The organism is Kosakonia oryzae (assembly GCF_001658025.2).
Classification (GTDB): domain Bacteria; phylum Pseudomonadota; class Gammaproteobacteria; order Enterobacterales; family Enterobacteriaceae; genus Kosakonia; species Kosakonia oryzae.
Window position 1 is genome coordinate 3,455,602 of record NZ_CP014007.2, and the last position, 24,013, is coordinate 3,479,614.

Annotated in this window: 17 protein-coding genes; 9 read left to right on the forward strand and 8 right to left on the reverse strand. The window is 54.9% G+C overall.

All coding sequences use genetic code 11. The annotated features are described in order from the left end of the window. Nucleotides 1-197: 197 nt before the first annotated feature. The 5 genes from ssuE to ssuB are packed head-to-tail and all read left to right on the forward strand — an operon-like array spanning nucleotide 198 to nucleotide 4,436. Nucleotides 198-773 carry an NADPH-dependent FMN reductase gene (gene ssuE, locus AWR26_RS16540; protein WP_064567458.1) on the forward strand — a complete coding sequence of 192 codons (576 nt, stop codon included), beginning with the start codon at nucleotides 198-200 and terminating at the stop codon, nucleotides 771-773. Next, entirely contained in the window at nucleotides 766-1,725 is a 960-nt protein-coding gene (locus AWR26_RS16545) for a sulfonate ABC transporter substrate-binding protein (protein ID WP_064567460.1), read from the forward strand. Before ssuE ends, AWR26_RS16545 begins: the two co-directional genes overlap by 8 nt. Next, nucleotides 1,722-2,867: an FMNH2-dependent alkanesulfonate monooxygenase gene (gene ssuD / locus AWR26_RS16550; protein WP_064567462.1), complete on the forward strand. Its 1,146-nt coding sequence runs from the start codon at nucleotides 1,722-1,724 to the stop codon at nucleotides 2,865-2,867. Before AWR26_RS16545 ends, ssuD begins: the two co-directional genes overlap by 4 nt. A 7-nt stretch (nucleotides 2,868-2,874) precedes the next feature. Then, nucleotides 2,875-3,663: an aliphatic sulfonate ABC transporter permease SsuC gene (gene ssuC / locus AWR26_RS16555; protein WP_064567464.1), complete on the forward strand. Its 789-nt coding sequence runs from the start codon at nucleotides 2,875-2,877 to the stop codon at nucleotides 3,661-3,663. Then, nucleotides 3,660-4,436: an aliphatic sulfonates ABC transporter ATP-binding protein gene (gene ssuB, locus AWR26_RS16560; RefSeq protein WP_064567467.1), complete on the forward strand. Its 777-nt coding sequence runs from the start codon at nucleotides 3,660-3,662 to the stop codon at nucleotides 4,434-4,436. The genes ssuC and ssuB overlap by 4 nt, the downstream gene beginning before the upstream one ends. 149 nt (nucleotides 4,437-4,585) lie before the next feature. Here the strand turns inward: ssuB and pepN are convergent, their stop codons facing one another. Further along, on the reverse strand, nucleotides 4,586-7,198 hold the full coding sequence (pepN, locus tag AWR26_RS16565; protein ID WP_064567469.1) for an aminopeptidase N: 2,613 nt from the start codon (nucleotides 7,196-7,198) through the stop codon (nucleotides 4,586-4,588). Between the two features lie 264 nt (nucleotides 7,199-7,462). Between pepN and pncB the strand changes: the two genes are divergently transcribed. From pncB to AWR26_RS16585, 4 genes are all read left to right on the forward strand, one after another. Continuing rightward, a complete protein-coding gene (gene pncB / locus AWR26_RS16570) occupies nucleotides 7,463-8,665 on the forward strand; it encodes a nicotinate phosphoribosyltransferase (protein ID WP_064567471.1) in 1,203 nt (400 codons plus the stop codon). 161 nt (nucleotides 8,666-8,826) lie between these two features. Next, nucleotides 8,827-10,227 carry an asparagine--tRNA ligase gene (gene asnS / locus AWR26_RS16575; protein ID WP_064567473.1) on the forward strand — a complete coding sequence of 467 codons (1,401 nt, stop codon included), beginning with the start codon at nucleotides 8,827-8,829 and terminating at the stop codon, nucleotides 10,225-10,227. Between the two features lie 602 nt (nucleotides 10,228-10,829). Beyond that, a complete protein-coding gene (ompF, locus tag AWR26_RS16580) occupies nucleotides 10,830-11,960 on the forward strand; it encodes a porin OmpF (RefSeq protein WP_064567475.1) in 1,131 nt (376 codons plus the stop codon). Between the two features lie 187 nt (nucleotides 11,961-12,147). Beyond that, on the forward strand, nucleotides 12,148-13,338 hold the full coding sequence (locus tag AWR26_RS16585) for an amino acid aminotransferase (RefSeq protein ID WP_064567477.1): 1,191 nt from the start codon (nucleotides 12,148-12,150) through the stop codon (nucleotides 13,336-13,338). Nucleotides 13,339-13,383: 45 nt separating this feature from the next. Here the strand turns inward: AWR26_RS16585 and AWR26_RS16590 are convergent, their stop codons facing one another. The 7 genes from AWR26_RS16590 to cmoM form a co-directional block, all read right to left on the reverse strand. Beyond that, nucleotides 13,384-14,031, reverse strand: a complete 648-nt coding sequence (locus AWR26_RS16590; protein ID WP_064567479.1) for an MBL fold metallo-hydrolase — start codon at nucleotides 14,029-14,031, stop codon at nucleotides 13,384-13,386. A gap of 16 nt (nucleotides 14,032-14,047) precedes the next feature. Beyond that, nucleotides 14,048-14,596 (reverse strand): YcbK family protein, encoded by a 549-nt coding sequence (locus tag AWR26_RS16595; protein WP_007374157.1) that lies wholly within the window; start codon nucleotides 14,594-14,596, stop codon nucleotides 14,048-14,050. 187 nt (nucleotides 14,597-14,783) lie between these two features. Then, nucleotides 14,784-16,586 (reverse strand): L,D-transpeptidase, encoded by a 1,803-nt coding sequence (gene ldtD / locus AWR26_RS16600; protein ID WP_064567481.1) that lies wholly within the window; start codon nucleotides 16,584-16,586, stop codon nucleotides 14,784-14,786. 184 nt (nucleotides 16,587-16,770) lie between these two features. Next, entirely contained in the window at nucleotides 16,771-21,219 is a 4,449-nt protein-coding gene (mukB, locus tag AWR26_RS16605; protein ID WP_064567483.1) for a chromosome partition protein MukB, read from the reverse strand. Continuing rightward, complete coding sequence (gene mukE / locus AWR26_RS16610; RefSeq protein ID WP_043954037.1) at nucleotides 21,219-21,923, reverse strand: chromosome partition protein MukE; 705 nt, start codon at nucleotides 21,921-21,923, stop codon at nucleotides 21,219-21,221. Before mukE ends, mukB begins: the two co-directional genes overlap by 1 nt. Beyond that, entirely contained in the window at nucleotides 21,904-23,226 is a 1,323-nt protein-coding gene (gene mukF / locus AWR26_RS16615; protein ID WP_043954038.1) for a chromosome partition protein MukF, read from the reverse strand. The genes mukE and mukF overlap by 20 nt, the downstream gene beginning before the upstream one ends. Next, the gene (gene cmoM / locus AWR26_RS16620) at nucleotides 23,219-24,013 is read right to left on the reverse strand and encodes a tRNA uridine 5-oxyacetic acid(34) methyltransferase CmoM (RefSeq protein ID WP_064567485.1); all 795 of its coding nucleotides are present in this window, start codon (nucleotides 24,011-24,013) and stop codon (nucleotides 23,219-23,221) included. The genes mukF and cmoM overlap by 8 nt, the downstream gene beginning before the upstream one ends.

The window sequence follows — 24,013 nt, forward strand, 5'->3', positions numbered from 1 at the left end:
GCGCCGCGAAAGGGAATTGACCTGCGGCAAAAAAAGCGCATCCGACGCAATCGTTTTCTCTCCTCGTTTTGCTTTATGCATTTTTTAGCAATTTTTCTTCGAATAAATCATTTAGTGGAATAAATCGCCTCTGCCACACTGAAGGAAATTGTTATGAATGTTATCTAAAAGCAAACAATTAGTTATAAGGAGCGATTATGCGAGTTGTCACCCTGGCGGGAAGCCCACGCTTCCCCTCCCGCTCCAGCGCGCTGCTGGAATATGCCCGCGAGCGCCTCAACGCGCAAGACGTCGACGTGTGCCACTGGCACCTGCAAAACTTCGCGCCGGAAGATCTCATTTACGCGCGTTTCGATAGCCCTGCCCTGCAAGCCTTTATTGAACAACTAAAAGAAGCAGACGGGCTGATTGTCGCCACGCCTGTTTACAAAGCGGCTTATGCCGGAGCGCTAAAAGCCCTGCTTGATCTGCTTCCAGAGCGGGCGCTGGAAGGCAAAGTCGTATTACCGTTAGCGACCGGCGGCACCGTGGCGCACATGCTGGCGGTAGATTACGCCCTGAAACCGGTGCTCAGCGCGCTGAAGGCACAAGAGATCCTGCACGGCGTGTTTGCCGACGATACCCAGGTGCTGGATTACCAGCATAAACCCAGCCTGACACCGAACCTGCAAATGCGCCTTGATAACGCGCTGGAAACCTTCTGGCAGGCGCTGCACCGTCGGGAAATTCAGGCACCGGATTTTCACCGTCCACAAGGAATTGCTCATGTTTAATCGTTTCCCCTGGCTGGCGCTGGCCGGGCTGCTGTCATTTTCCGCTTTATCGCAGGCCGCAACGCCCGCACCGGACGCGCTACGTATTGGTTACCAAAAAGGCAGCGTCAGTATGGTGCTGGCGAAAAGCCATGAGCTACTGGAAAAACGCTACCCGAACACCAAAATTTCCTGGGTTGAATTTCCGGCAGGTCCACAGATGCTGGAAGCGCTTAATGTCGGCAGTATTGATCTTGGCAGCACCGGCGATATTCCCCCCATCTTTGCGCAGGCAGCGGGCGCAGATCTGGTGTATGTCGGGGTAGAGCCGCCGAAACCAAAAGCCGAAGTGATTCTGGTGGCGGAAAACAGCCCAATCAAAACGGTGGCCAATCTGAAAGGGCATAAAGTGGCGTTCCAGAAGGGCTCCAGCTCCCATAACTTGCTGCTGCGCGCCCTGCAACAGGCCGGGCTGAAATTCAGCGATATTCAACCGGTGTTTCTGACGCCTGCCGATGCGCGCGCTGCCTTCCAGCAAGGAAATGTGGATGCATGGGCAATCTGGGATCCTTACTACTCTGCGGCCTTGTTGCAGGGCGGCGTGCGAGTACTGAAAGACGGCACCACACTCAAACAGACCGGTTCCTTCTATTTAGCCGCTCGCCCATATGCAGAAAAGAACGGCGAATTCCTGCAGGGCGTGCTGGATACCTTTAGCGAAGCCGATGCCTTAACTATTAGTCACCGCGACGAAAGCGTGGCGCTGCTGGCAAAAACCATGGGGCTGCCGCCTGCGGTGATTTCCACTTATTTTGAACATCGCCCGCCAACCAAAATCGCACCGGTTAATGAAGCCACTGCGGCATTGCAGCAACAAACCGCCGATCTCTTTTATGACAACCACCTGGTGCCGAAGAAGGTCGATATCCGTACCCGTATCTGGCAACCGACCAAAGAAGGAGCAAAATCATGAGCCTGAATCTGTTCTGGTTTTTACCGACGCACGGCGACGGCCACTATCTTGGCACCGACGAGGGCTCACGCCCGGTGGATCATAACTATTTGCAGCAAATCGCGCAGGCTGCTGACCGGCTGGGTTTTAGCGGTGTGTTAATTCCTACTGGCCGTTCGTGCGAAGATGCGTGGCTGGTGGCCGCCTCGCTGATTCCGGTCACTCAGCGCTTAAAATTTCTGGTCGCGCTGCGCCCAAGCGTGGTCTCGCCGACCGTCGCGGCGCGTCAGGCGGCAACGCTGGACAGGCTCTCCAACGGCCGCGCGCTGTTTAACCTGGTCACCGGCAGCGATCCGCAGGAACTGGCCGGTGATGGCGTCTTTCTCGATCACAACGAACGCTATGAAGTGTCGTCCGAATTCACCCATGTCTGGCGCCGCCTGTTGGAGGGCGACACGGTGGATTACGAAGGTAAGCATATTCATGTTCGCGGGGCGAAGCTCTTTTTCCCGCCGGTGCAGCAGCCGCGTCCACCGCTCTACTTTGGCGGCTCCTCGGATGTGGCGCAGGATCTGGCAGCGGAACAGGTCGATCTCTATCTGACCTGGGGTGAACCACCGGAGAGGGTGAAAGAGAAGATTGCCCAGGTACGCGCCAAAGCCGCAGCCCATGGCCGTAAGGTGCGGTTTGGTATTCACCTGCATGTGATTGTTCGTGAAACCACTGCCGAAGCCTGGCAGGCGGCGGATCGTCTGATTTCCCACCTTGATGATGAAACCATCGCCAAAGCGCAGTCCGCTTTTGCACGTCAGGATTCCGTCGGCCAGCAGCGCATGGTGGCGCTACACGGCGGTAAGCGCGATCAACTGGAGATCAGCCCGAACCTGTGGGCCGGCGTCGGCCTGGTTCGCGGCGGCGCGGGAACTGCGCTGGTCGGCGATGGCCCGACAGTCGCCGCGCGGATTAATGAATACGCCGCGCTGGGGATCGACAGTTTTATCCTTTCCGGCTATCCGCATCTGGAAGAGGCATACCGGGTGGGCGAACTGCTGTTCCCGCATCTCGATGTCGCCATTCCAGAGATCCCGCAGCCACAGCCATTGAAATTGCAGGGCGAAACGGTGGCAAACGAGTTTATTCCTCGCAAAGTGGCGCAAAGCTGAGGTTTCTATGGCTCAACAAAACAGATGGTTACTGCGCCTCGCTCCGTGGCTGCTGCCCGCCGGGATTGTGGTGGTCTGGCAAATCGCCTCATCTACCGGCTGGTTATCCACGCGCATCCTGCCTTCACCGGAAGGCGTCGTAAAAGCGTTCTGGACGCTGAGCGCCAGCGGCGAGTTGTGGCAGCATCTGGCCATCAGTTCGTGGCGGGCAGTGATTGGCTTCTCCATCGGCGGCTCGATTGGGTTGACGCTCGGGCTTATCAGCGGTCTGTCGCGCTGGGGAGAGCGCCTGCTGGATACGTCCATTCAGATGCTGCGAAATGTGCCGCATCTGGCGCTGATCCCGCTGGTGATTTTATGGTTCGGTATCGACGAGAGCGCCAAAATATTCCTCGTGGCGCTCGGTACGCTATTCCCCATCTATATCAACACCTGGCATGGCATCCGCAATATTGATCAGGGTCTGCTGGAGATGGCACGCAGCTACGGCCTTTCGGGCTTAAGCCTTTTCATCCATGTGATCCTACCCGGCGCGCTACCGTCGATAATGGTGGGTGTGCGTTTTGCACTCGGTTTGATGTGGCTGACATTAATTGTGGCGGAAACCATTTCAGCCAACGCCGGGATCGGTTACCTGGCGATGAACGCCCGCGAATTCCTGCAAACCGATGTCGTGGTGGTCGCCATTATTCTTTATGCCCTGCTTGGCAAACTGGCAGATGTCAGCACCCAACTGCTGGAGCGCCTGTGGCTACGCTGGCATCCCGCTTACCACACCAAAGAGGTCACCGCATGAATACTGCCCGACTGAATCAGGGGATCCCGTTGTTACTCAACGGTGTCAGCAAACGTTACGGCAACAACCTGGTGCTGAATGCACTGGATTTGCATATCGCCGCCGGGCAGTTTATTGCCGTGGTGGGCCGCAGCGGCGGCGGGAAAAGCACACTGTTGCGCCTGCTGGCCGGGCTGGAGTCGCCTAATGGCGGAGCATTGCTGGCTGGCAATACACCGCTTGCAGAAATTCAGCATGACACGCGCATGATGTTTCAGGATGCGCGCCTGCTGCCATGGAAATCGGTGATTGATAATGTCGGGCTGGGGTTGAAAGGCCGCTGGCGCGAAGCTGCACAACAGGCGTTGCAGTCGGTGGGGCTGGAACATCGGGCCAGTGAGTGGCCTGCCGCCCTTTCCGGCGGGCAAAAACAGCGCGTCGCGCTGGCTCGCGCGCTGGTGCATCAACCGGGATTGTTATTGCTGGATGAGCCATTAGGCGCGCTGGATGCCTTAACCCGGCTGGAGATGCAGGCGCTGATCACCGAACTCTGGCAACGCTATGGTTTTACCGTGGTGCTGGTGACGCATGATGTCAGTGAAGCGGTGGCGATGGCGGATCGCGTGTTATTAATAGAGGAAGGGAAAATCGGCCTCGATTTGGCCATCGATGTGCCGCGCCCGCGCCGGCTGGGATCGGTAAGACTGGCGGAACTGGAAGAAGAGGTACTGAACCGGGTGATGAAACGCGGCGAGTCGGAAGCGACTGCATTGCCCCGGACTCGCCACGCTTAACCCGCTTTTTGCCCGATGGCGCGATGCTTATCGGACTTACGAAATGAGCAGGCAGAAAGCCTGCCACGCTGAATAGCAGCCGGATGACGGCTGCGTCTTATCCAACCGATAGAGGCCCGGTAAGCACTGTGCCACCGGGCCATACAGCATCACGCCAGCGCTTTGCTGACTTTCTCAAACAGATCGCCGGAGAGATTCGGCAGCGCTTTCAATTGTTCCAGCGCCGCACGCATCAGCGCCTGACGTTTGCTGTCGTAACGTTTCAGGCGGATCAGCGGCTCAATCAAACGCGAGGCCACCTGCGGGTTGCGGCTGTTCAGCTCGGTTAACATTTCCACCAGGAACTGATAGCCACTACCATCCTGCGCATGGAACGCCGCCGGGTTGCTGCCAGCAAAGGCGCCGATCAGCGAGCGAATGCGGTTCGGGTTGCTCAGGGAGAACGAGCGGTGTTTCAGCAGGCTGCGTACCGTTTCCAGCACGTTATCCGCCGGGCTTGTCGCCTGCAGGATGAACCATTTATCCATCACCAGACCGTCCTGATGCCACTTGTCATCATACTCCTGCATCAGCGCATCGCGGCACGGAAGCTGCGCGGCAACCGCAGCGGAGAGCGCGGCCAGCGCATCCGTCATATTGTCCGCATCGTGGTACTGCTGGCTGACCAGTTTATCGGCCAGCTGCGCATCGCCGAACGCCAGGTAGCGCAGCGCGGTGTTACGCAGGGAGCGCTTGCCGATATCGGCATGTTCAACCTGGTAGCGGTCGAGTTTGTGAGCGTGATAAATCGCCAGGAACTCATCAGCCAGCTCTGTCGCCAGCGTGCGGGTTAACGCTTCGCGAACGGCGGCAATCGCCAGCGGATCGATGATGTCAAACAGTTCGGCAATTTCATTCGCTGATGGCAGCGTGAGGATCTCAGCGGCCAGCGCCGGATCGATCTGCTCATCAAGCAAAATGGCGCGGAACGCGTCGGCAACATGCAGCGGCAGCGACAGCGCCTGGCCCTGCTGATGGCGCGCAACATTCAGTTTGATGTGCGTAGCCAGCAGGCTTTGCGCCGCGTCCCAACGCGAGAAATCGTTGCTGGCATGGCGCATCAGGAAGGTTAGCTGCTGATCGCTCCATTTATATTCCAGTTTCACCGGCGCAGAAAACTCACGCAGCAGCGATGGCACCGGCTGGAAGTAGACATTGTCGAAAATAAAGGTTTGCTCGGCCTGAGTGACATTCAGCACATGATGAACCGGATGACCATCTTTCTGCAGCGGGATGACTTTGCCTTCGTTATCGTACAGCTCGATATCGAACGGAATGTGCAGCGGTTGTTTCTCCTGCTGCTCGGCGGTTGGCGGCGTGCGCTGGCTGATGGTCAGCGTGTACTGCTCGGTATTCGGGTTGTAATCGTCAGACACCGTTACAATCGGCGTACCGGCCTGGCTGTACCAGCGGCGGAAATGCGACAGATCGACATTCGACGCATCTTCCATCGCCTGCACGAAGTCGTCACAAGTTGCTGCGCTGCCATCATGACGTTCAAAGTAGAGCTGCATCCCTTTCTGGAAATTCGCTTCGCCAAGCAGCGTGTGCATCATGCGGATCACTTCAGCGCCCTTTTCGTACACCGTCAGGGTATAGAAGTTATTCATTTCAATAACTTTGTCCGGACGGATCGGGTGTGCCATCGGGCTGGCGTCTTCGGCGAATTGCAGGCCGCGCATGGTGCGAACGTTGTTAATGCGGTTAACCGCGCGGGAACCCAGATCGGAGCTGAACTCCTGGTCGCGGAAAACCGTCAGCCCCTCTTTCAGGCTGAGCTGGAACCAGTCGCGACAGGTCACACGGTTGCCGGTCCAGTTGTGAAAATATTCGTGGCCGATAACGCGCTCAATATCGAGATAGTCTTTATCCGTAGCGGTATCTGTGCGGGCGAGAACGTATTTAGAGTTGAAGATATTCAGCCCCTTGTTCTCCATCGCCCCCATATTAAAGAAGTCGACAGCGACGATCATATAGATGTCGAGATCGTATTCCAGACCGAAACGCTGCTCATCCCACTTCATCGAGTTTTTCAGCGAAGTCATCGCCCACGGCGCGCGATCGAGGTTACCGCGATCGACATACAGCTCCAGCGCAACTTCACGCCCGGAGCGGGTAGTAAAGGTATCGCGCAGGACGTCAAAATCACCGGCCACCAGCGCAAACAGATAGCACGGTTTCGGGAACGGATCCTGCCACTGTACCCAGTGACGGCCATTCTCCAGCTCGCCCTGCGCCACGCGGTTGCCGTTCGACAGCAGGAACGGGTAGCGGGATTTATCGGCGATCAGTTTGGTGGTAAAGCGGGCCAGCACGTCCGGGCGATCGAGATACCAGGTAATATGGCGGAAACCTTCGGCTTCACACTGCGTGCACAGCGCTTCGCCGGACTGGTAAAGCCCTTCCAGCGCGGTATTCGCCGCAGGGCTGATCTCATTCACAATACGCAGAGTAAAGCGTTCCGGCAGGCCATCGAGAACCAACTGGGAGCCTTCTTCTTTATAGTTGGTCCAGGGTTCATCATTGACATGCACTGAAATCAGTTTCAGCTCGCCGCCATCAAGGCGCAGCGGCGTCGCAGAGGCGCTATGGCGTGACACGGTACTTAATGCGGTAACGACGGTTTTTGCGGCATCAAGATCAAAGGTCAAGTCAATATCGCTAATCAGGTAATCCGGCGCACGGTAATCGTGGCGGTATTTGGCTTGTGGCTGTTGTGTCATAAAAAACCTTTAGCATCTTCTGTTTGGTTACGACTCCAGTCTATTCCGGTTGCCCAAATCGCGCCATGTAGAATGTTCATCTTTTCAGAGGGAAAAGCTCTGCTTGCTACATTTTTATAACAAGGGGCACAAAATGCCATCGACCCTTTCAGCACGATATGGTGTGATCAGGGTTCAATAACCTGGTAAACAAGGTATACTCCAGCGACGACCTGCTTTGTTTATTGTACTAAACGCTCCTGTAAGAGGATGCTACTGCGCACCATGACTCAACTCGCTTTCCCTGGTCTGCAAACGCTGCTGGATACCGACGCCTATAAGCTGCATATGCAGCAAGCGGTGTTCCATCATTATTATGACGTGCACGTCACGGCTGAATTCCGCTGCCGCGGCGACGATCTGCTGGGTATCTACGCCGATGCTATCCGCGAACAAGTTGATGCGATGCGGCATCTGCGCTTGCAGGATGACGAGTATCGGTGGCTCTCCGGCCTCCCCTTCTTCAAAATCGATTACCTCAACTGGCTGCGGAAGTTTCGTTACGACCCGCAACAGGTAACGATCACCAATGATAACGGCAAGCTGCATATCCGCCTTTCCGGGCCGTGGCGTGAAGTCATTATGTGGGAAGTTCCGCTGCTGGCAGTGATCAGTGAAGTGGTTCACCGCTGCCGCTCGCCGCAGGCTGGCGTGCAGCAGGCTCTGCTGCATCTGGAAGAAAAACTGGCGGATTTTGCTGTTCGCTCAGAACAGTTGGACATGTCCGGTTTCCGGCTGATGGATTTCGGCACCCGCCGTCGCTTCTCCCGCGATGTGCAGCAAGCGATTGTGGAACGTCTGCAACAGGAACCGTGGTTTATCGGTACCAGCAATTACGATCTGGCGCGTCGCCTGTCGCTGACGCCAATGGGCACGCAGGCGCATGAATGGTTCCAGGCGCACCAGCAAATCAGCCCGGATCTGGCCACCAGCCAGCGTGCGGCATTAGCTGCATGGCTGGATGAGTATCCCAATCAGTTAGGGATTGCGCTGACCGACTGCATTACGATGGATGCGTTTTTACGCGACTTCGGTGCGGAATTCGCCACGCGTTACCAGGGCCTGCGCCACGATTCAGGCGATCCGGTCGAATGGGGCGAAAAAGCCATTGCCCATTATGAAAAACTCGGTATCGATCCGCTGTCGAAGACGCTGATTTTCTCCGATAACCTCGATCTGACAAAAGCGCTCGATCTTTATCGTCACTTTGCCTCCCGCATTAAACTCGGTTTTGGCATCGGGACACGCCTCACCTGCGATATTCCGGGCGTGAAGCCGCTGAATATTGTTATCAAGCTGGTGGAGTGTAACGGAAAGCCAGTGGCGAAATTATCTGACAGCCCCGGCAAAACCATCTGCCACGATAAAGCCTTCGTCCGCGCGCTGCGCGAAGCCTTTGACCTGCCGCAGGTCAGAAAGGCCAGCTAATCACAAGGGAGCCGACGGCTCCCTTCTTTTTTCCGATAATTTATTAATGCTTCCTTGCTAATTCTGCTTGTCTGATGGCGCACGCCAGGTAACATAGAAAACCCCGTCTTTTTGGGCGGACAAAGTGTTTATTTTTTCCGACTATTAATAGAGAGAATATTATGAGCGTTGTGCCTGTAGCCGACGTATTCCATGGCCGCGTTGCCGTTGACAGTGAAGTCACCGTGCGCGGATGGGTACGCACCCGCCGAGATTCTAAAGCTGGTATCTCCTTCCTCGCCGTTTATGACGGCTCCTGCTTTAATCCTGTACAGGCCGTTATTAATAATTCTCTGCCCAATTACAATCAGGACGTTTTGCGTCTGACCACCGGTTGCTCAGTGATCGTCACCGGTAAAGTGGTTGCGTCTCCGGGTGAAGGTCAGAGTCTGGAAATTCAGGCCACCTCCGTTGAAGTGACCGGCTGGGTTGAAGATCCGGATACCTATCCGATGGCGGCAAAGCGCCACAGCATTGAGTATCTGCGTGAAGTTGCGCACCTGCGTCCGCGCACCAACCTGATTGGCGCGGTAGCCCGTGTTCGCCATACGCTGGCGCAGGCACTGCATCGTTTCTTCGACGAGCAGGGTTTCTTCTGGGTCTCCTCACCGCTGATTACCGCATCGGATACCGAAGGCGCCGGCGAAATGTTCCGCGTCTCCACGCTGGACATGGAAAACCTGCCGCGTACTGCAGAAGGCAAAGTCGATTTTGATAAGGACTTTTTCGGCAAAGAAGCTTTTCTGACCGTTTCTGGCCAGTTGAACGCCGAAACTTATGCCTGCGCACTGTCAAAAGTGTATACCTTCGGCCCAACCTTCCGCGCTGAAAACTCCAACACCAGCCGCCATCTGGCAGAGTTCTGGATGCTGGAACCGGAAATGGCATTCGCCGACCTCGACGATAACGCCCGTCTGGCAGAAGCCATGCTGAAATATGCCTTCAAAGCGGTGCTGGAAGAGCGTCTCGACGATCTGAAGTTCTTTGAGGAACGTGTCGATAAAGACGCAATTGGCCGTCTTGAGCGTTTCATCGCAGCGGATTTCGCGCAGGTGGACTACACCGACGCCGTCGCTATTCTTGAAAAATGCGGCGAGAAATTCGAGAACCCGGTTTACTGGGGCGTTGACCTGGCCTCCGAGCATGAACGCTATCTGGCAGAGAAACACTTTAAAGCGCCGGTGGTGGTGAAAAACTACCCGAAAGATATTAAAGCATTCTATATGCGCCTGAACGATGACGGTAAAACCGTTGCCGCGATGGACGTGCTGGCTCCGGGCATCGGTGAAATCATCGGTGGTTCGCAGCGTGAGGAGCGTCTTGATGTACTGGATGCGCGTATGGCCGAAATGGGTCTGAATAAAGAGGACTACTGGTGGTATCGCGATCTGCGCCGTTACGGCACGGTTCCACACTCTGGTTTCGGTCTCGGCTTCGAGCGTCTGATCGCCTATGTCACTGGCGTACAGAACGTTCGTGACGTGATTCCGTTCCCGCGCACGCCACGCAGCGCGACATTCTGATAAACAGAAAAGGCCAGCTTCCGCGCTGGCCTTTTTCTTATCCTTTTCCTGTCAACCTTCGTTAACAACTTTTCGACATCATCGTCGGCAATCCTGCCATCCTTACCTTTCTTTGCGCATTTTTACGGCTGAAATAACTCTGTACAAAAAACACCCCGTCGAGTTATTGCGGGATATGTCTGACTGTTAATTAGCACATTTGGACAAAAAATATACAGCTATCCAGACGGCTAAATCCTGTTATAAGAAAAAGCAAGATGAGAATGGTTCCATACCAGGGAAAGACATTATCTCAATTAAATATAAGTAATTCATATAAATAGGAATGGAAGTGCCGTTTTTATCAGCGGTTGGTGCTGAACTTTGAGATGGTTCACAAAGTTCCCGTAAATTCATACTTTTTTACACAATATTTCTTTTTGTTACCGCTTTAAGACATTTGTAGCACTTTCAGGCTAGCGAAACGATTATATGTTTGGAAAGATGCCTCTCAGACACAGAAAGACACCAAACTCTCATCAATAGTTCCGTAAATTTTTATTGACGGAAATTATTGGCGGCAGTGGCAGGTGTCCAAAAAAAACCAATGAGGGTAATAAATAATGATGAAGCGCAATATCCTGGCAGTGGTTATCCCTGCCCTGCTGGTAGCGGGTGCAGCTAACGCTGCTGAGATCTATAACAAAGATGGCAACAAAGTAGATATCTACGGTAAAGCAGTAGGTCTGCACTACTTCTCTAAAGACAACGGCGACAACAGCTACGGCGGCAATGGCGATCAGACTTACGCTCGTCTGGGCTTTAAAGGCGAAACAAAAATCAACGACCAGTTGACTGGTTACGGCCAGTGGGAATACAACTTCCAGGGCAACAACTCTGAAGGCGGTACTGATGCTCAAGATGGTAACAAAACCCGTCTGGCATTTGCAGGTCTGAAAGCTGGCGATTTAGGTTCTTTCGACTACGGTCGTAACTACGGTCTGGTATACGATGCAATTGGCGTAACTGACATGCTGCCAGAATTCGGTGGCGACACTGGTGCCAGCGATAACTTCTTCGCAGGCCGTAACGGTGGTCTGGCTACTTACCGTAACAGCAACTTCTTCGGTCTGGTTGACGGCCTGAACTTCGGCGTTCAGTACCTGGGTAAAAACGAGCGTGCAACTTCCCTGACTGATGATGCAAACGACATTACACGTTCCAACGGCGACGGCTGGGCTTCTTCTGTAAGCTACGACTTCAACGGTTTCGGTATCGTTGGTGCTTACGGCGCGGCTGACCGTACTAACGTACAGCAGGCTCTGAAAGATTACGGTACTTCTGGCGAAAAAGCTGAGCAGTGGGCTGTTGGTCTGAAATATGACGCAAACAACATCTACCTGGCCGCTCTGTATGAAGAAACCCACAACGCAACTCGCCTGAAAACCAAACTGCCAAGCGGTGTTGCACAGAATGGTTACCTGAACAAAACTCAGGACTTCTCTGTTGTAGCACAGTACCAGTTCGACTTCGGTCTGCGTCCGTCCATCGCTTACTACAAATCTAAAGCGAAAGATGTTGAAGGCATTGGCAGCGAAGATTTCATCAACTACGTAGAAGTGGGCGCAACCTACTACTTCAACAAAAACATGTCCACCTATGTTGACTACATCATCAACCAGATTGATAAAGACAACAAACTGGGCGTAGGTTCTGACGACACCGTTGCAGTTGGTATCGTTTACCAGTTCTAATCAGTCACCCCTCGACTGTTATATGCATATCAAACAGGGCTCCGGCCCTGTTTTTTTATGCCTGAAACAAAAATGCCGACGACTTTTGAAAAGCATCGTGCTTTTTATCGCAAACGGTTGGCAATTCGTGCGTCAGCCGTTACCCTGATAGCGGATCTCCCTTCTGTCATCAAAATGGAACCTCGTCATGTTTGAGAATATAACCGCTGCCCCTGCCGACCCTATTCTGGGTCTGGCCGATCTGTTTCGCGCCGATGAACGCCCCAATAAAATCAACTTAGGGATCGGTGTTTATAAAGATGAAACCGGCAAGACCCCGGTATTAACCAGCGTGAAGAAAGCAGAACAGTACCTGCTGGAAAATGAAGCCACCAAGAACTACCTCAGCATCGATGGTATTCCTGAGTTTGGCCGTTGCACCCAGGAACTGCTGTTCGGCAAAGGCAGCGCGATTATCAATGACAAACGTGCACGTACCGCACAGACTCCGGGCGGCACCGGCGGGCTGCGCGTCGCGGCAGATTTCCTGGCCAAAAACACCGCCGTTAAGCGCGTCTGGGTAAGCAATCCAAGCTGGCCGAACCATAAGGGCGTCTTCAACTCCGCTGGCCTCGAAGTCTGCGAATATAACTATTACGATGCGCAGAACCACGCGCTGGATTTCGACGGTATGCTGGCGAGCCTGAACAATGCGCAGGCTGGCGATGTGGTGCTGTTCCATGGTTGCTGCCATAACCCGACGGGTATCGATCCTACGCTTGAGCAGTGGGAAACGCTGGCGAAACTCTCCATTGAGAAAGGCTGGTTGCCGCTGTTCGATTTCGCCTATCAGGGGTTTGCCCGCGGTCTGGAAGAAGATGCTGAAGGCCTGCGCGCGTTTGCTGCGCTGCATAAAGAGTTTCTCGTCGCCAGCTCATTCTCCAAAAACTTCGGTCTGTATAGCGAGCGTGTCGGTGCCTGTACGCTGGTCGCGGCGGATGCAGAAAACGCCGATCGCGCCTTCAGCCAAATGAAATCCGTGATCCGCGCCAACTACTCTAACCCACCGGCACACGGCGCTTCTATCGTGGCAACCATTCTCAGCAATGACGCACTACGCGCGATCTGGGAACAGGAGCTGACCGATATGCGCCAGCGTATTCAGCGTATGCGCCTGCTGTTTGTGAATACGCTGCAGGAGAAAGGGGCAAACCGCGATTTCAGCTTTATTACCCGTCAGAACGGTATGTTTTCGTTCAGCGGCCTGACCAAAGAGCAGGTGCTGCGTCTGCGCGAAGAGTTTGGCATTTACGCTGTCGCTTCCGGGCGTATCAACGTTGCAGGTATGACGCCGGATAATATGTCGCCGCTGTGCGAAGCGATTGTCGCCGTACTGTAAAATGTAACGCATACAGAAAGGGTCGCCGAAGCGACCCTTTTTTATTTACCACACCGGTAATTCATCCTGCAGGAACGGGTTGTGCAGCCGTTCATTGCCCAGCGTCGACATTGGCCCGTGTCCAGGAATAAAGGTAACGTCATCGCCAAGAGGCAGTAATTTACGTTTGATTGAATCAATCAACTGCGCATGATTCCCCTGCGGGAAATCGCTGCGCCCAACACCGCCTTTAAAGATCACATCGCCAGAAACCAGCAAACGCGACTGCGCATCAAAAAACACCACATGTCCCGGCGTATGACCCGGGCAATGCAATACTTGCAATGTCACCTTACCGACGGTAACCGTATCGCCTTCATTTAACCAGCGGTCGGGCGTCAGCGGTAGGCAATCATCCAGACCAAACATCCGGCTTTGGGCGGGCAGCCCCTGCAACCAGAACTCATCATTTTTTTCCGGGCCAATAATCGGCACACCGTAATGCTGCGCCACTTCGGCTGCCGCACCCACATGATCAAGATGACCATGCGTGAGCAGAACTTGCGTCAGCGTCACGCTGGAAGCATCCACTTCGGCGATAATACGCTGTGCATCGCCGCCAGGATCGACCACGGCGGCAAGTTGAGTCTGTTCACACCAGATTAACGAACAATTCTGTGAGAACGCGGTAACCGGAATAATACGATAGTTCATACTGCTCCTCTGAGGTTTACCAGTGCCGCACCGGGCCGGTATCAATATGCACAAAGTTGCTGCTGGGGTAGTATCCTACACCACCCGCGCGCAGAGATAACGCTGCTTTGCGAATATTACTCAGAGCAATCCCTTCAATATGGAAATCCATGGCCTGGCCTTTGGTGTGGTAACTCTGTTTCGCCACGCCGCGGCTGTGCGCGCGTAGTTCATTATTGGTATCAACAGAACGATAGCCGGAAATGAGTTGCACAGGCTTGCGTGTTCCCAGCAGCCCCTGCAGGCGAAAGAGATGGTCAAACAACTGAGGATCGATGGTTTTAATTTTATTCGCGCGGTAATCACGGAAAAAATGATTCAGTTTTGCTAATTCATCCTGAATATAGCCTCTGCCATCAAAGAACTCAGCTTTAATAGACTCTCCGGTATTCAGATTATTCAGCGTCAGAATACGCGGTCGTGGCGTGGAAAGGGTAGCAAACGCCTGCGTTGGTAACATGGCGGCGCCAAGAGCAACCCCACCCAACGCCAGCAGTTTGCGGCGATTAGCGTCAAATTTATCCATGATAATAAATTCTATAGATAAGCAAAGTTAAACGTAATTTATGCACTTTTTAGCGCACGAAAGGCACCTTACCGGGCTACAAACGCCACGTCAAGGCAGCCTCCCCCCAGCAACGACGGGCTTTGTAGCTTACAAAGCCCGTTTATTGCCAGTTATTACGACAATGCTATTCGCCAAACTGCTTCATTTATCTGATTAATTGTTCAGCTTTTGGCAAGATTTGTGCGCCCGATCGCGCAGTAAGATCGTAATTGTAAATATCTGTACGATACTGCGTGCGACCATCGGCCCCCACAAACGCAGTCAGATAGTAGAGATTCACGGGGATATTGTGTCGAATATTTACGTAACGGGTATCTCCCTGCTTTAAGGCATCAGAGATACGCGTATCGTTCCATCCAGCATCCTGCAACAGCATATTTGCCAGTTCAGACGCCTTATTCACCCGCACACAACCAGAACTCAGCGCCCGCGTCTCTTTCTGGAACAAGTTATGGTTCGGCGTGTCATGCAAATAGATGGCATCAGAGCTCGGCATATTGAATTTGTAACGACCAAGGGAGTTCTGTACACCCGGCGCCTGCTGGAAACGGAACGGTAGATTCGATGGCGTAATCGTCGCCCAGTCAACCATTGACGGGTCGATCGCCTCTTTGCTGTTCCAGCCGCGCAGCACGGTATAACCGTGGCGTTCAAGGTATGTCGGATCGTTCAGAACCTTCGGAAGAATATCCTGGCGCGCCAGCGTTGGCGGTACATTCCACGGCGGATTGACCACCACATTGTTCAGCGCACTGCTCATCATCGGCGTTTTGCGATCGGGGCGTCCAACAATCACCCGCGACGCCAGCACCTGGCTGCCGTTGAGATAATAAACCAACGAGTACTCCGGAATATTCACCATAATGCCGGTGGAAAGCGTCACCGGCAGCAGACGCAGCCGTTGGATATTGAGCGCCAGCAATGCAGCGCGCTGCGACGGGCTGACATTCAGCCAGTCACGCGTGCCCTGGCCAATCACACCATCGGCATGCAGCCCCTGCCAGGCCTGAAAGCGTTTTACTGCCTCAACCAGTTGCCGATCGTAAGCCGCGCGCGTCGGTACTTTTTTTCTGGTCGACGCCGCAGAGGTGCTGACTGCAACCTGATCGCCAGGCAACACGATGTTCGGCCCGCCTTCCAGCATGCCGGTGCGTTGCAGGATCTCGCGCAACGCCGGAACATCGTTGCTCCACTGCCCTGGTCGCAGCGTAACGTTACTGGCGATTTGCGGCCACGGGCGAGAATCCCCCACCAGCGTCAGCAGTGACTGGTGCATGGCGGCATATTGCGGATGATGTGGCGCAAGGCTCTGTATGAATGACGGCAGCGAACCGTTATCCAGCGCCAATTGCCACTGATTGATCACTGAAATCGCCGGCGTTGCCAGCGCATAGGGTTTGTCGCTATAAAGCCAGCGCTGGCCTTTCGCCTGAATACCGGCAACAAAATGCAGATAGCCCAGCATGGCGTCAGAGAGCACTACATCACGCGCCATACCGGAAACATCCGGATCGGTTAACAGCTCAACCCAGGTGGTGAATTGCGGCTGAAAACCGGCAATCGCCACTTCTGCCAGTTGCTGTTGAAACGCCTGCACCGCATCGCGGTTATCCCACATGGGTTTCTGGCCGCGCGCGGCATACAGGGCTGCCAGTTGATTCATAAAGATGGGCGTCCAGTTGGCAGGCAATTGCGACTGCAACTGTGCGCGAACATCTGCCACAGAAACACCGGCAGGATAAGGCTTCACGCCGATTAACATGGCGGTAGCAGGCGATTGTGCCTGCGGCTGCTGTAACACGGTCGGCTGATCGCCCGGCGTGGCGGAACTGTCAACCGGCACTATTTCAGGCTCATCGGCCTGTACGCTGAACAGTGGAGCAAATGCCAGTGCCAGGCACAAACTCAGCGCTGACATCCGACGACCATTTAACTTCTTAAGCAACATCCCTTGCCCCCTGTTTCTCTCACATTGCGCGTGACGTGTGCGTCACCTTTTCTCAGTATATAAAGACAAAAAAGCATTTGCCTTACCTAATGTAAAGAAATTTAAAGATGAAGCACAGGCCGCAGCGCCCCTTTCCGTCATAAAAAAGGCGACATCGCTGTCGCCTTTGTCATCTGCCCGATCGTTAAGAGGCATCCGCCGTACCAGGGAGCGTTTCCGGCAGTTGGGCGGCAAAACCGCGCAGCCCCACGACGTGTACATGCTCATGATTCTGGAAGACTTTACGCACCAGTTTGTAGGTGGTGCCTTTTTCCGGACTGATATTTTCCGGTGCCGCGATAATGAGCTGCATCTCCAGACGCTCGCACAACTCAAACAGCGTTGCGATGGAGCGGGCATCAAGACGCGCCGCTTCGTCGAGGAACAGCAGGCGGCACGGCGAAATGTCTTTGCCGCGCAGACGACGGGCTTCGTCTTCCCAGCTCTGCACCACCATCACCAGAATCGACATCCCGGTACCGATCGCTTCACCGGTCGACAGCGCACCCGATTCCGCACGCAGCCAGCCGTCGGAACCACGGTTAACTTCCACTTCCATCTCCAGATAGTTGCGGTAGTCGAGCAGCTCTTCACCGATGGTTTGCGGCGTCCGCTGGCCCATATCGACTTGCGGATTCAGACGCTGATAGAGTTTCGCCAGCGCTTCCGAGAAGGTCAGGCGGTTACTGTTAAACAGATCCTGATGCTGCTCATGCTGTTCAGAAAGCACCGCCAGCAGCGTCGCGTGGGTTTCCCGCACGTTCACATTCAGCCGCACGCTGTTGACCTGACCAAACGAAACGCTTTGCAGCCCCTGGTTCAGCATGCGAATACGGTTCTGCTCGCGCTGAATGGTTTTGCGGATGATGTTCGCCACGCTGCGAGAACTGATAGCCAGCTTCTGCTCACGCGAGGTCAGCTCTTCCGTCAGGCGGCTTAGCTCGATCTCCATCTGTTCGATCGCTTCCACCGGATCGTCAGTGCGAATAATATCCTGACGGATACGTTCGCGCAGATGCTGATACACCGCGACAAAGAACTGGATCTTACGTTCCGGACGTTTCGGATCTTCCGACATCCGCAGCACATCGCGCAGATGTTCGTTATCCGCCACCGCCAGACGCAGCGCACCCAGCGCTTTATCCGACATGGAACGCAGTTCGTCAGCCGAAAGATAGGCCAGTTCGCGACGGTGCAGACGGCGCTCAACGCCATTGTCTTTCACCATGCGCATTACCGCGCACCAGCCCGCTTTTGCCGTTACCACCTGCTCGCGCATTTCGTGATAATCGCGCTCCAGGCGGCGCAGTTTGCGGGTCAGGTTATCCATCTCCGCTTCACAGAAGGTGAGCGCTTTTTCCAGTTGATTGCGACGCGCGCGGTTGGTGGAGAGCTGCGCATGCAGTTCATCACGACGAATACGCGCCCGCTCTTCTGCACCGCCGTCGGCGCGCACGCCGATCTCCTGCAACTCTTTTTGCAGATCGTTAAGCAGCTCTTTTTTGGTATCAAACGAACTTTTCAGCGAGGCCAGCACCTGGTTGTATTGGCTGAACTGCGCGGCATGGCTGCGCATCGCTTCACGTGCCCGGGTACGTTCGGCTTCCGCCTGCTCCAGACGCTGACGCAGCTTCTCGTTCAGATCGTTGTTGCCGTTGAACATCTCCGCTGAATCGGAGTAGCTGAAGTGCGCACGGCGCTGTACCACTTCCGCCAGTACAAACGCTTGCTGGCGAGCGTCGCGTTGCACCTGTTGGGATGCGGCATAATCGGCTTTTAACTGCTCGAACTGTTCCGGGTCGCTTTGCAATACCGAAACGACCGGTTCCAGTTTTGCCAGTTGGTTACCAAACTGCTGAATAAAGCGCGCGGCTTCCTGCGCTTCGTCCAGGCGTTCCTGTATTTCATCAACGCGATCGGCCAGCGTATCGTCAGCCAGCAAATTCACGCGTGGCAGCAGGCGGTTAAGCTGGGCAACGCCCTCTTTCGCCTGTTCAAACTGCACGCGGTTTTGCTGGTTGTCGTTTTCATGGTTGCTGATAGCACGTTCCAGCTCGCCGCGGCGACTGTTGAGTGCGCGGATTTCCGCTTCCGGATCGTCCTCAAACGCAACCGCCAGATGGCTGCCGATAAAGCGGCTGAATGCCTGATGCAGACGCTGCGTTTTTTGCACATCGAAAGAGAGCGTCGCAAAACGCTCGGCCAACTCTTCACGCTCGGCGTGCAGGCTTTCGATACGGCTTTCACGCGCCGCGCGGCCAAACAGCGGCAGCGTCGGGAACCGCGAATAACGCCACTGGCGATCGGCGATTTTCACCACCACCGCTTTTTCCAGCTCGTCGACGGCGAACACGCTGTCGTCGAAGGATTGCGGATCGCCTTCGATCAGATAGAGATCTTCCGGGCAATCTTCCAGCCCTTCCAGCATCTCCGCCACCTGCGACAGATCAGGAACCACGATAGCGTGACGCGACGGGCCATACAGCGCTGAATAATAGGGCGCATCGTCGATGCTGACATCGTCATAAATTTCCGACAGCAGCACACCGCCAAAACGTTCGGCCAGCGCGTTCAGACGGCTATCTTCCGCACCGCCAGGCTGGCTTAAACGTTCAATTTCATCATCGACGGCACGTTTACGCGCGCCAATTTCATCACGCTCAACGATCGCTTCGCGTTCACGCTCCAGCAATTGTTGCAGGTATTCCGTCACTTGCTGGCCAGATTCGAACGCTTCACCGCTCTGCTCGCTCAGTTGCGTCAGGCTGTTCTGCGCCGCCAGCCATACCGGCGCGCGTTTGGTCAGCGTCTGAATGCGCGATTGCAGCTGTTCCAGCTCCTGGCGCAGCGCAAGCCGCTGTTCACCGGCAGCGGCAACGTTATCGGAAAGCGCAGCGATTTGCGCTTCCAGTTCCTGATGCAGATTTTCCAGTTCTTCGACGTCATACTGTTTGCCCTGACGCTTGCAGAACTCGGCGAACAGGCGCTCAGCTTCCTGCTGTTCGCGCAGACGCTGTTCCAGCTCGTTCAGACGCATGCGTAGTGGCTGCACCTGTTCGGCCAGATGACGCTGATTTACACCATCGCGCAGCAACTCGCGCGCCACTTCCCAGGCTTCATTACGCGCCAGCGGACCGTTGATGGCGGCAACCAGTTGGTAAGCCTGCTCGAACTGGCTATGCGCGGTCTGGGCAACGCTTAATTTCTGATCCAGCGACAGCAGTTTTTCGGTCGCTTCCTGCTCTTTAGCCTGGAAAGTTTCCAGCCATTCATCAGCGGTTTCCGACGTCAGATCCGGCAGACGGCACAGCTCTTTTGCCCGCTCCAGTGCCTGCAACGCCTGGTTGTACTGAATAGCGCGGGTTTGCTGCACATCCAGCGCCTGCTGGTAATCGGCAAGCTGGCTCTTCAGCTCATCCACTTCCAGCTCGGCGGCTTCGGCGCGGGCTTCGTTCTCTTCCTGGCGCTCGGCAGCTTCAGCCACCACTTCGTGCTGCTCTTCGAGGCGAATCTGTAACTCTTCGAGATCCGCTTCATAGCGCTCGATTTTTTCCTGCTGGCGCAGCGCCGTTTGCACCAGGTTCAGGTGATCGCTGGCTGCCTGGTAATCGGCTTCCAGATCGCCTTCCGCACCGGCATGTTCCGCCAGCTCGCGCGCCATATCGACATGCTTATACTGCTCGCCTGCCAGCTGCTGGCGCGAGGTAAACAGATCCCGGCGGAACTCCAGCGCTTTATCCAGATGCACGCGACGCTCATTGGCGTGGCGCATATAATCCGCCGCCACATAGTTGGTGGCTTCGCTAATCAAATGTTTGAACAGATCGCGATCCGACTGGGTCACGCGAATCGCTTCCAGCGTCATCCTGTTTTCGCGCAGCGCTGCTTCCATGTCCTGGAACGCTTTACGCACGCCGCTGTTTTCCGGCAACAGATAGTCGCGCAGCGAGCGGGTAATGGCGCTGGAGATCCCGCCGTACAGCGAGGCTTCGATCAGGCGATAGAATTTGCTGCGATCCGATGCGGAACGCAGACGACGCGCGACGATGCCCAGATCGAACATCAGCGCGTGGTAATCGGTGATGGAGTTGAACTGCTTAAACTGCACCCCTTCCATCGCATCCAGTTTGTCTTTCACTTCCTGCAACGAAAGCACGCGCGCCTGGCGCTCGTTCAGCGTTTCGGTCAGCAACTGCGTCGGCAGTATGGAGGTCGGCAAGCCCTGAATGGCGAAAGGTTTAATATCCACTTTACGATCGCGCCCGGCGACCTGTTGCAGACGTACCCCCACCAGCACGCGCTGATGGCGGGAGTTGATCACATCCAGCACCGAATAACAGACACCGGCTTTCAGCTTACCGTGCAGCCCTTTATCGCGGGAGCCGGAGGTTGCGCCCGCTTCGGTGGTGTTACGGAAGTGCAGCAGCGTCAGATCGGGGATCAGCGCCGTGACAAACGCCGCCATGGTGGTGGATTTCCCGGCGCCGTTCCCCCCGGAAAGCGTGGTAACCAGCTCATCCAGGTCAAAGGTGCGGGCAAAAAAGCCGTTCCAGTTAATCAGCGTTAGCGAACGAAATTTACCGCGATCGATCATTACTCTTCCTCCGAGCTATCCGGCTGATTTTCTTCAGGCTCATCATTGAGCTGCAAGTGGTTTTCGACTGGCATGGCCTCACCGTCGCGGATCATACGCAGTTGCGCTTCGCGCGGATCGTCGCCGGAGCGGACATCTGCACCAAAGCGGAACACCGATTCCGTGATGCGGAATTTGCTGCTGTCATTGCCCATAAACCAGATCATGCCAAGGCGACGCAGACGGTTGAGCGAGGAGCGTACCTTTTCCTGCAACTTCTGCCGGTCAAGATCGGAGCCGGTTGAGCGGTTGTTGACCAGTTTCAATAGTTTCGGTTCATCGGCCAGCGACAGCAGTTCATCGTACAACTCCTGCTGCGTGAAGATCCCTTCATTCGCCAGACGCTCCGGGCTCAGGTACAGGTAGCAGAGAATTTTACCCACCATCATATCCAGCTCGGAAAGCACCGAACGCGGAATCAGCGTGGTGGAGCGCGGGCGCAGATAGAAGAAACCTTCCGGCGCACGGATCAGCTCAACGTTGTAACGCGCGTAAAACTCTTCCAGATACTCCTGAAAGTCCATCAAAAAGGCATGATTATCCAGCTCGTCAAGGCCGATATGCCGTCCTGAGCGCAATGCGCTGTCGAGCGCCGGAAACAGTGGGTTAGCCAGCGCCTGCGCCAGTTTAACCGGCATCACTTGTTCAATATTTGTCGATGACATGCGCCTGTACCTTGGCTCCGTAATCATTAATCGGCTGCCATTTCGGTGGCAGTCCGGTGAAATCTGCTTGCGCTACGCCAAGACGTACCGCCTGATCGACGACAATACGCGCGATGTCGAAATGCCGGACACGCGGATACTGCGTCAGATATTCGCGGGCGACCAGCCCAAGATCCAGCGGCACACCTTTGGTTTTATAAATCGCCAGTTGCTGCTCAATCATTGCCGCCAGCTGCTCGCGGATTTCGTTAAACTCTTCGAATTCCAGATCCGGCGGCAGTTCGCCGGTCACTTCTTCATCGCGCAGCGCCATCTCTTCGTCACGCATATCCAACAGCCTGTCGGCGTTGGCGTAGGTCAATGCCCATGGCGCATCAAAATAAGACTGCACCGACTGGCGCAGACGCTGAGCGAAGACGCGGTTTTTATCCATATCGATAGCGGTACGGATAAATTTGTGCACGTGGCGGTCGTAACCGATCCACAGATCGATCGACTGTTGGCCCCAGCTCACAATGCGATCCAGCTTGCTTTGCAGGTTGAACACCAGTTGATCGAGGAACTCCAGATCGTCGCGGCCTACGGTAGCATCCTGAATGCTCAGCAGGTTCGCCTGAAGTTTGTCCCCGGCAGCATCCAGCGTATCCTGCAATTCACGCAGTGTACCGGAGGTTTCTGACAGCAAAAGCTCGCAGCTGGAAATGGCCGCCCGCCAGTCTTTATTCAGCAACTGGGCGATATCATCTTTCACCTGCTGCTGCTGTTCATCCATCAGGCGCTGGGTCAAATCGATGCTGTCGAAAATCTCCGCCACTGAATATTTCAGCGGCGCGAAGACGTTGCGATGCCAGTGAAATTCATCGCCGCCCTCTTCCGCCGCGTCAGCAGCACGTTTTAGCTCGCTGGCCACAATCGACAACTGCATAGAGAGGCGCAGCGTGGAAAATTCACGCTGGCGGATGTAGTAATCAGTGATGCCGATGCCGAGCGGCGTCAGACGGTAGATCGCATTGCCTTCTACCAGTTCGCTGGTAAAGCGGTTTAACAAACGCTGACGCACCATGTCATTGATAGCGTTATTGGCGCGCTGAACGATGGTTTCGCTGGTTTGCTCAAACGCCTCACTGACGTGACGAAACGCGTCGACCAATTCACCTTCACTCATCTCGCCATCAAGACGCTCACCGTTGAGCGTGGCGATAGCCAGCAAAAAAGAGAGCCTGTCGACCGGCAGCGAGATGGAGAAATCATTTTTCCTGGCCCAGGCAACCAGTTCGGGGACTGTCTGGGAAAATTCACTCATCGTTTGTCCTTCCATCGATTTGCGGCTTAAGTGCTGTCACGTGAATATAGCGGCCAAGGCTGATATACGGCTCCTGACGACAAAAGCGTGTTTCAAGCTCGAGCAATGCGTCAAAACAGTCGTGCTGTTGATGTTTTTCACGCAGGTAATCGTGAAAAACCCGTACGCCGGTTTTACCGGTAATGTGCCAGCCAATCTGTTCGAGCCAGCCGTAAACGTCCGCAGGATTACGCGGATAGTCCGGGGAAAGGGTGCGTTTTTTACGTTTTGGCATACCTGCTTTCACGTAGTCGAAATTCCCTGCCACCATATTGTGCATTAGCAGACCGTCGGCATTATAAAACATCAATGACAACGCGCCGCCCGGGCGCAGCACCGACCACAATATTTCTAACGCAAATACCGGTTCTGCAACCCATTCAAGCACAGCATGGAACAATATCAGATCAACGGGCGATTCCAAATGCTCTGCCACATCCTGAACGGCGCATTGTACAAAATGCATGTTACCGCTCACACCTTTCGCCTCTGCTGCGGTTTGCGCGCGCGCGATCATCTCTTTCGACACATCGCACAGGGTAACGTGATGGCCCAACTGCGCCATCCGAATCGCCGTTTGCCCTTCACCTCCGCCAGCATCCAGAACCCGCAACGGGACATTGCCGCGCGTTGCCAGCAGCACATCAAGATCCTGCCACAGGATCGCCTGGCGCAACTGCCCTTTGGTGGTGCCGTAGATGTTGCGCGAGAATTTCTCCGCGATATCGTCGAAGTTACGATCCTGCAT

Excerpts from the sequence above, each read along its gene's own strand:
- ssuE (WP_064567458.1), top strand. The coding sequence starts at position 198 with ATGCGAGTTGTCACCCTGGCGGGAAGCCCACGCTTCCCCTCCCGCTCC.
- AWR26_RS16585 (WP_064567477.1), top strand. The coding sequence starts at position 12,148 with ATGTTTGAGAATATAACCGCTGCCCCTGCCGACCCTATTCTGGGTCTG.
- ssuD (WP_064567462.1), top strand. The coding sequence starts at position 1,722 with ATGAGCCTGAATCTGTTCTGGTTTTTACCGACGCACGGCGACGGCCAC.
- AWR26_RS16595 (WP_007374157.1), bottom strand. The coding sequence starts at position 14,596 with ATGGATAAATTTGACGCTAATCGCCGCAAACTGCTGGCGTTGGGTGGG.
- cmoM (WP_064567485.1), bottom strand. The coding sequence starts at position 24,013 with ATGCAGGATCGTAACTTCGACGATATCGCGGAGAAATTCTCGCGCAAC.
- AWR26_RS16545 (WP_064567460.1), top strand. The coding sequence starts at position 766 with ATGTTTAATCGTTTCCCCTGGCTGGCGCTGGCCGGGCTGCTGTCATTT.
- mukB (WP_064567483.1), bottom strand. The coding sequence starts at position 21,219 with ATGATCGATCGCGGTAAATTTCGTTCGCTAACGCTGATTAACTGGAAC.
- mukF (WP_043954038.1), bottom strand. The coding sequence starts at position 23,226 with ATGAGTGAATTTTCCCAGACAGTCCCCGAACTGGTTGCCTGGGCCAGG.
- mukE (WP_043954037.1), bottom strand. The coding sequence starts at position 21,923 with ATGTCATCGACAAATATTGAACAAGTGATGCCGGTTAAACTGGCGCAG.
- pncB (WP_064567471.1), top strand. The coding sequence starts at position 7,463 with ATGACTCAACTCGCTTTCCCTGGTCTGCAAACGCTGCTGGATACCGAC.
- ompF (WP_064567475.1), top strand. The coding sequence starts at position 10,830 with ATGATGAAGCGCAATATCCTGGCAGTGGTTATCCCTGCCCTGCTGGTA.
- ldtD (WP_064567481.1), bottom strand. The coding sequence starts at position 16,586 with ATGTTGCTTAAGAAGTTAAATGGTCGTCGGATGTCAGCGCTGAGTTTG.
- ssuC (WP_064567464.1), top strand. The coding sequence starts at position 2,875 with ATGGCTCAACAAAACAGATGGTTACTGCGCCTCGCTCCGTGGCTGCTG.
- AWR26_RS16590 (WP_064567479.1), bottom strand. The coding sequence starts at position 14,031 with ATGAACTATCGTATTATTCCGGTTACCGCGTTCTCACAGAATTGTTCG.
- ssuB (WP_064567467.1), top strand. The coding sequence starts at position 3,660 with ATGAATACTGCCCGACTGAATCAGGGGATCCCGTTGTTACTCAACGGT.
- pepN (WP_064567469.1), bottom strand. The coding sequence starts at position 7,198 with ATGACACAACAGCCACAAGCCAAATACCGCCACGATTACCGTGCGCCG.
- asnS (WP_064567473.1), top strand. The coding sequence starts at position 8,827 with ATGAGCGTTGTGCCTGTAGCCGACGTATTCCATGGCCGCGTTGCCGTT.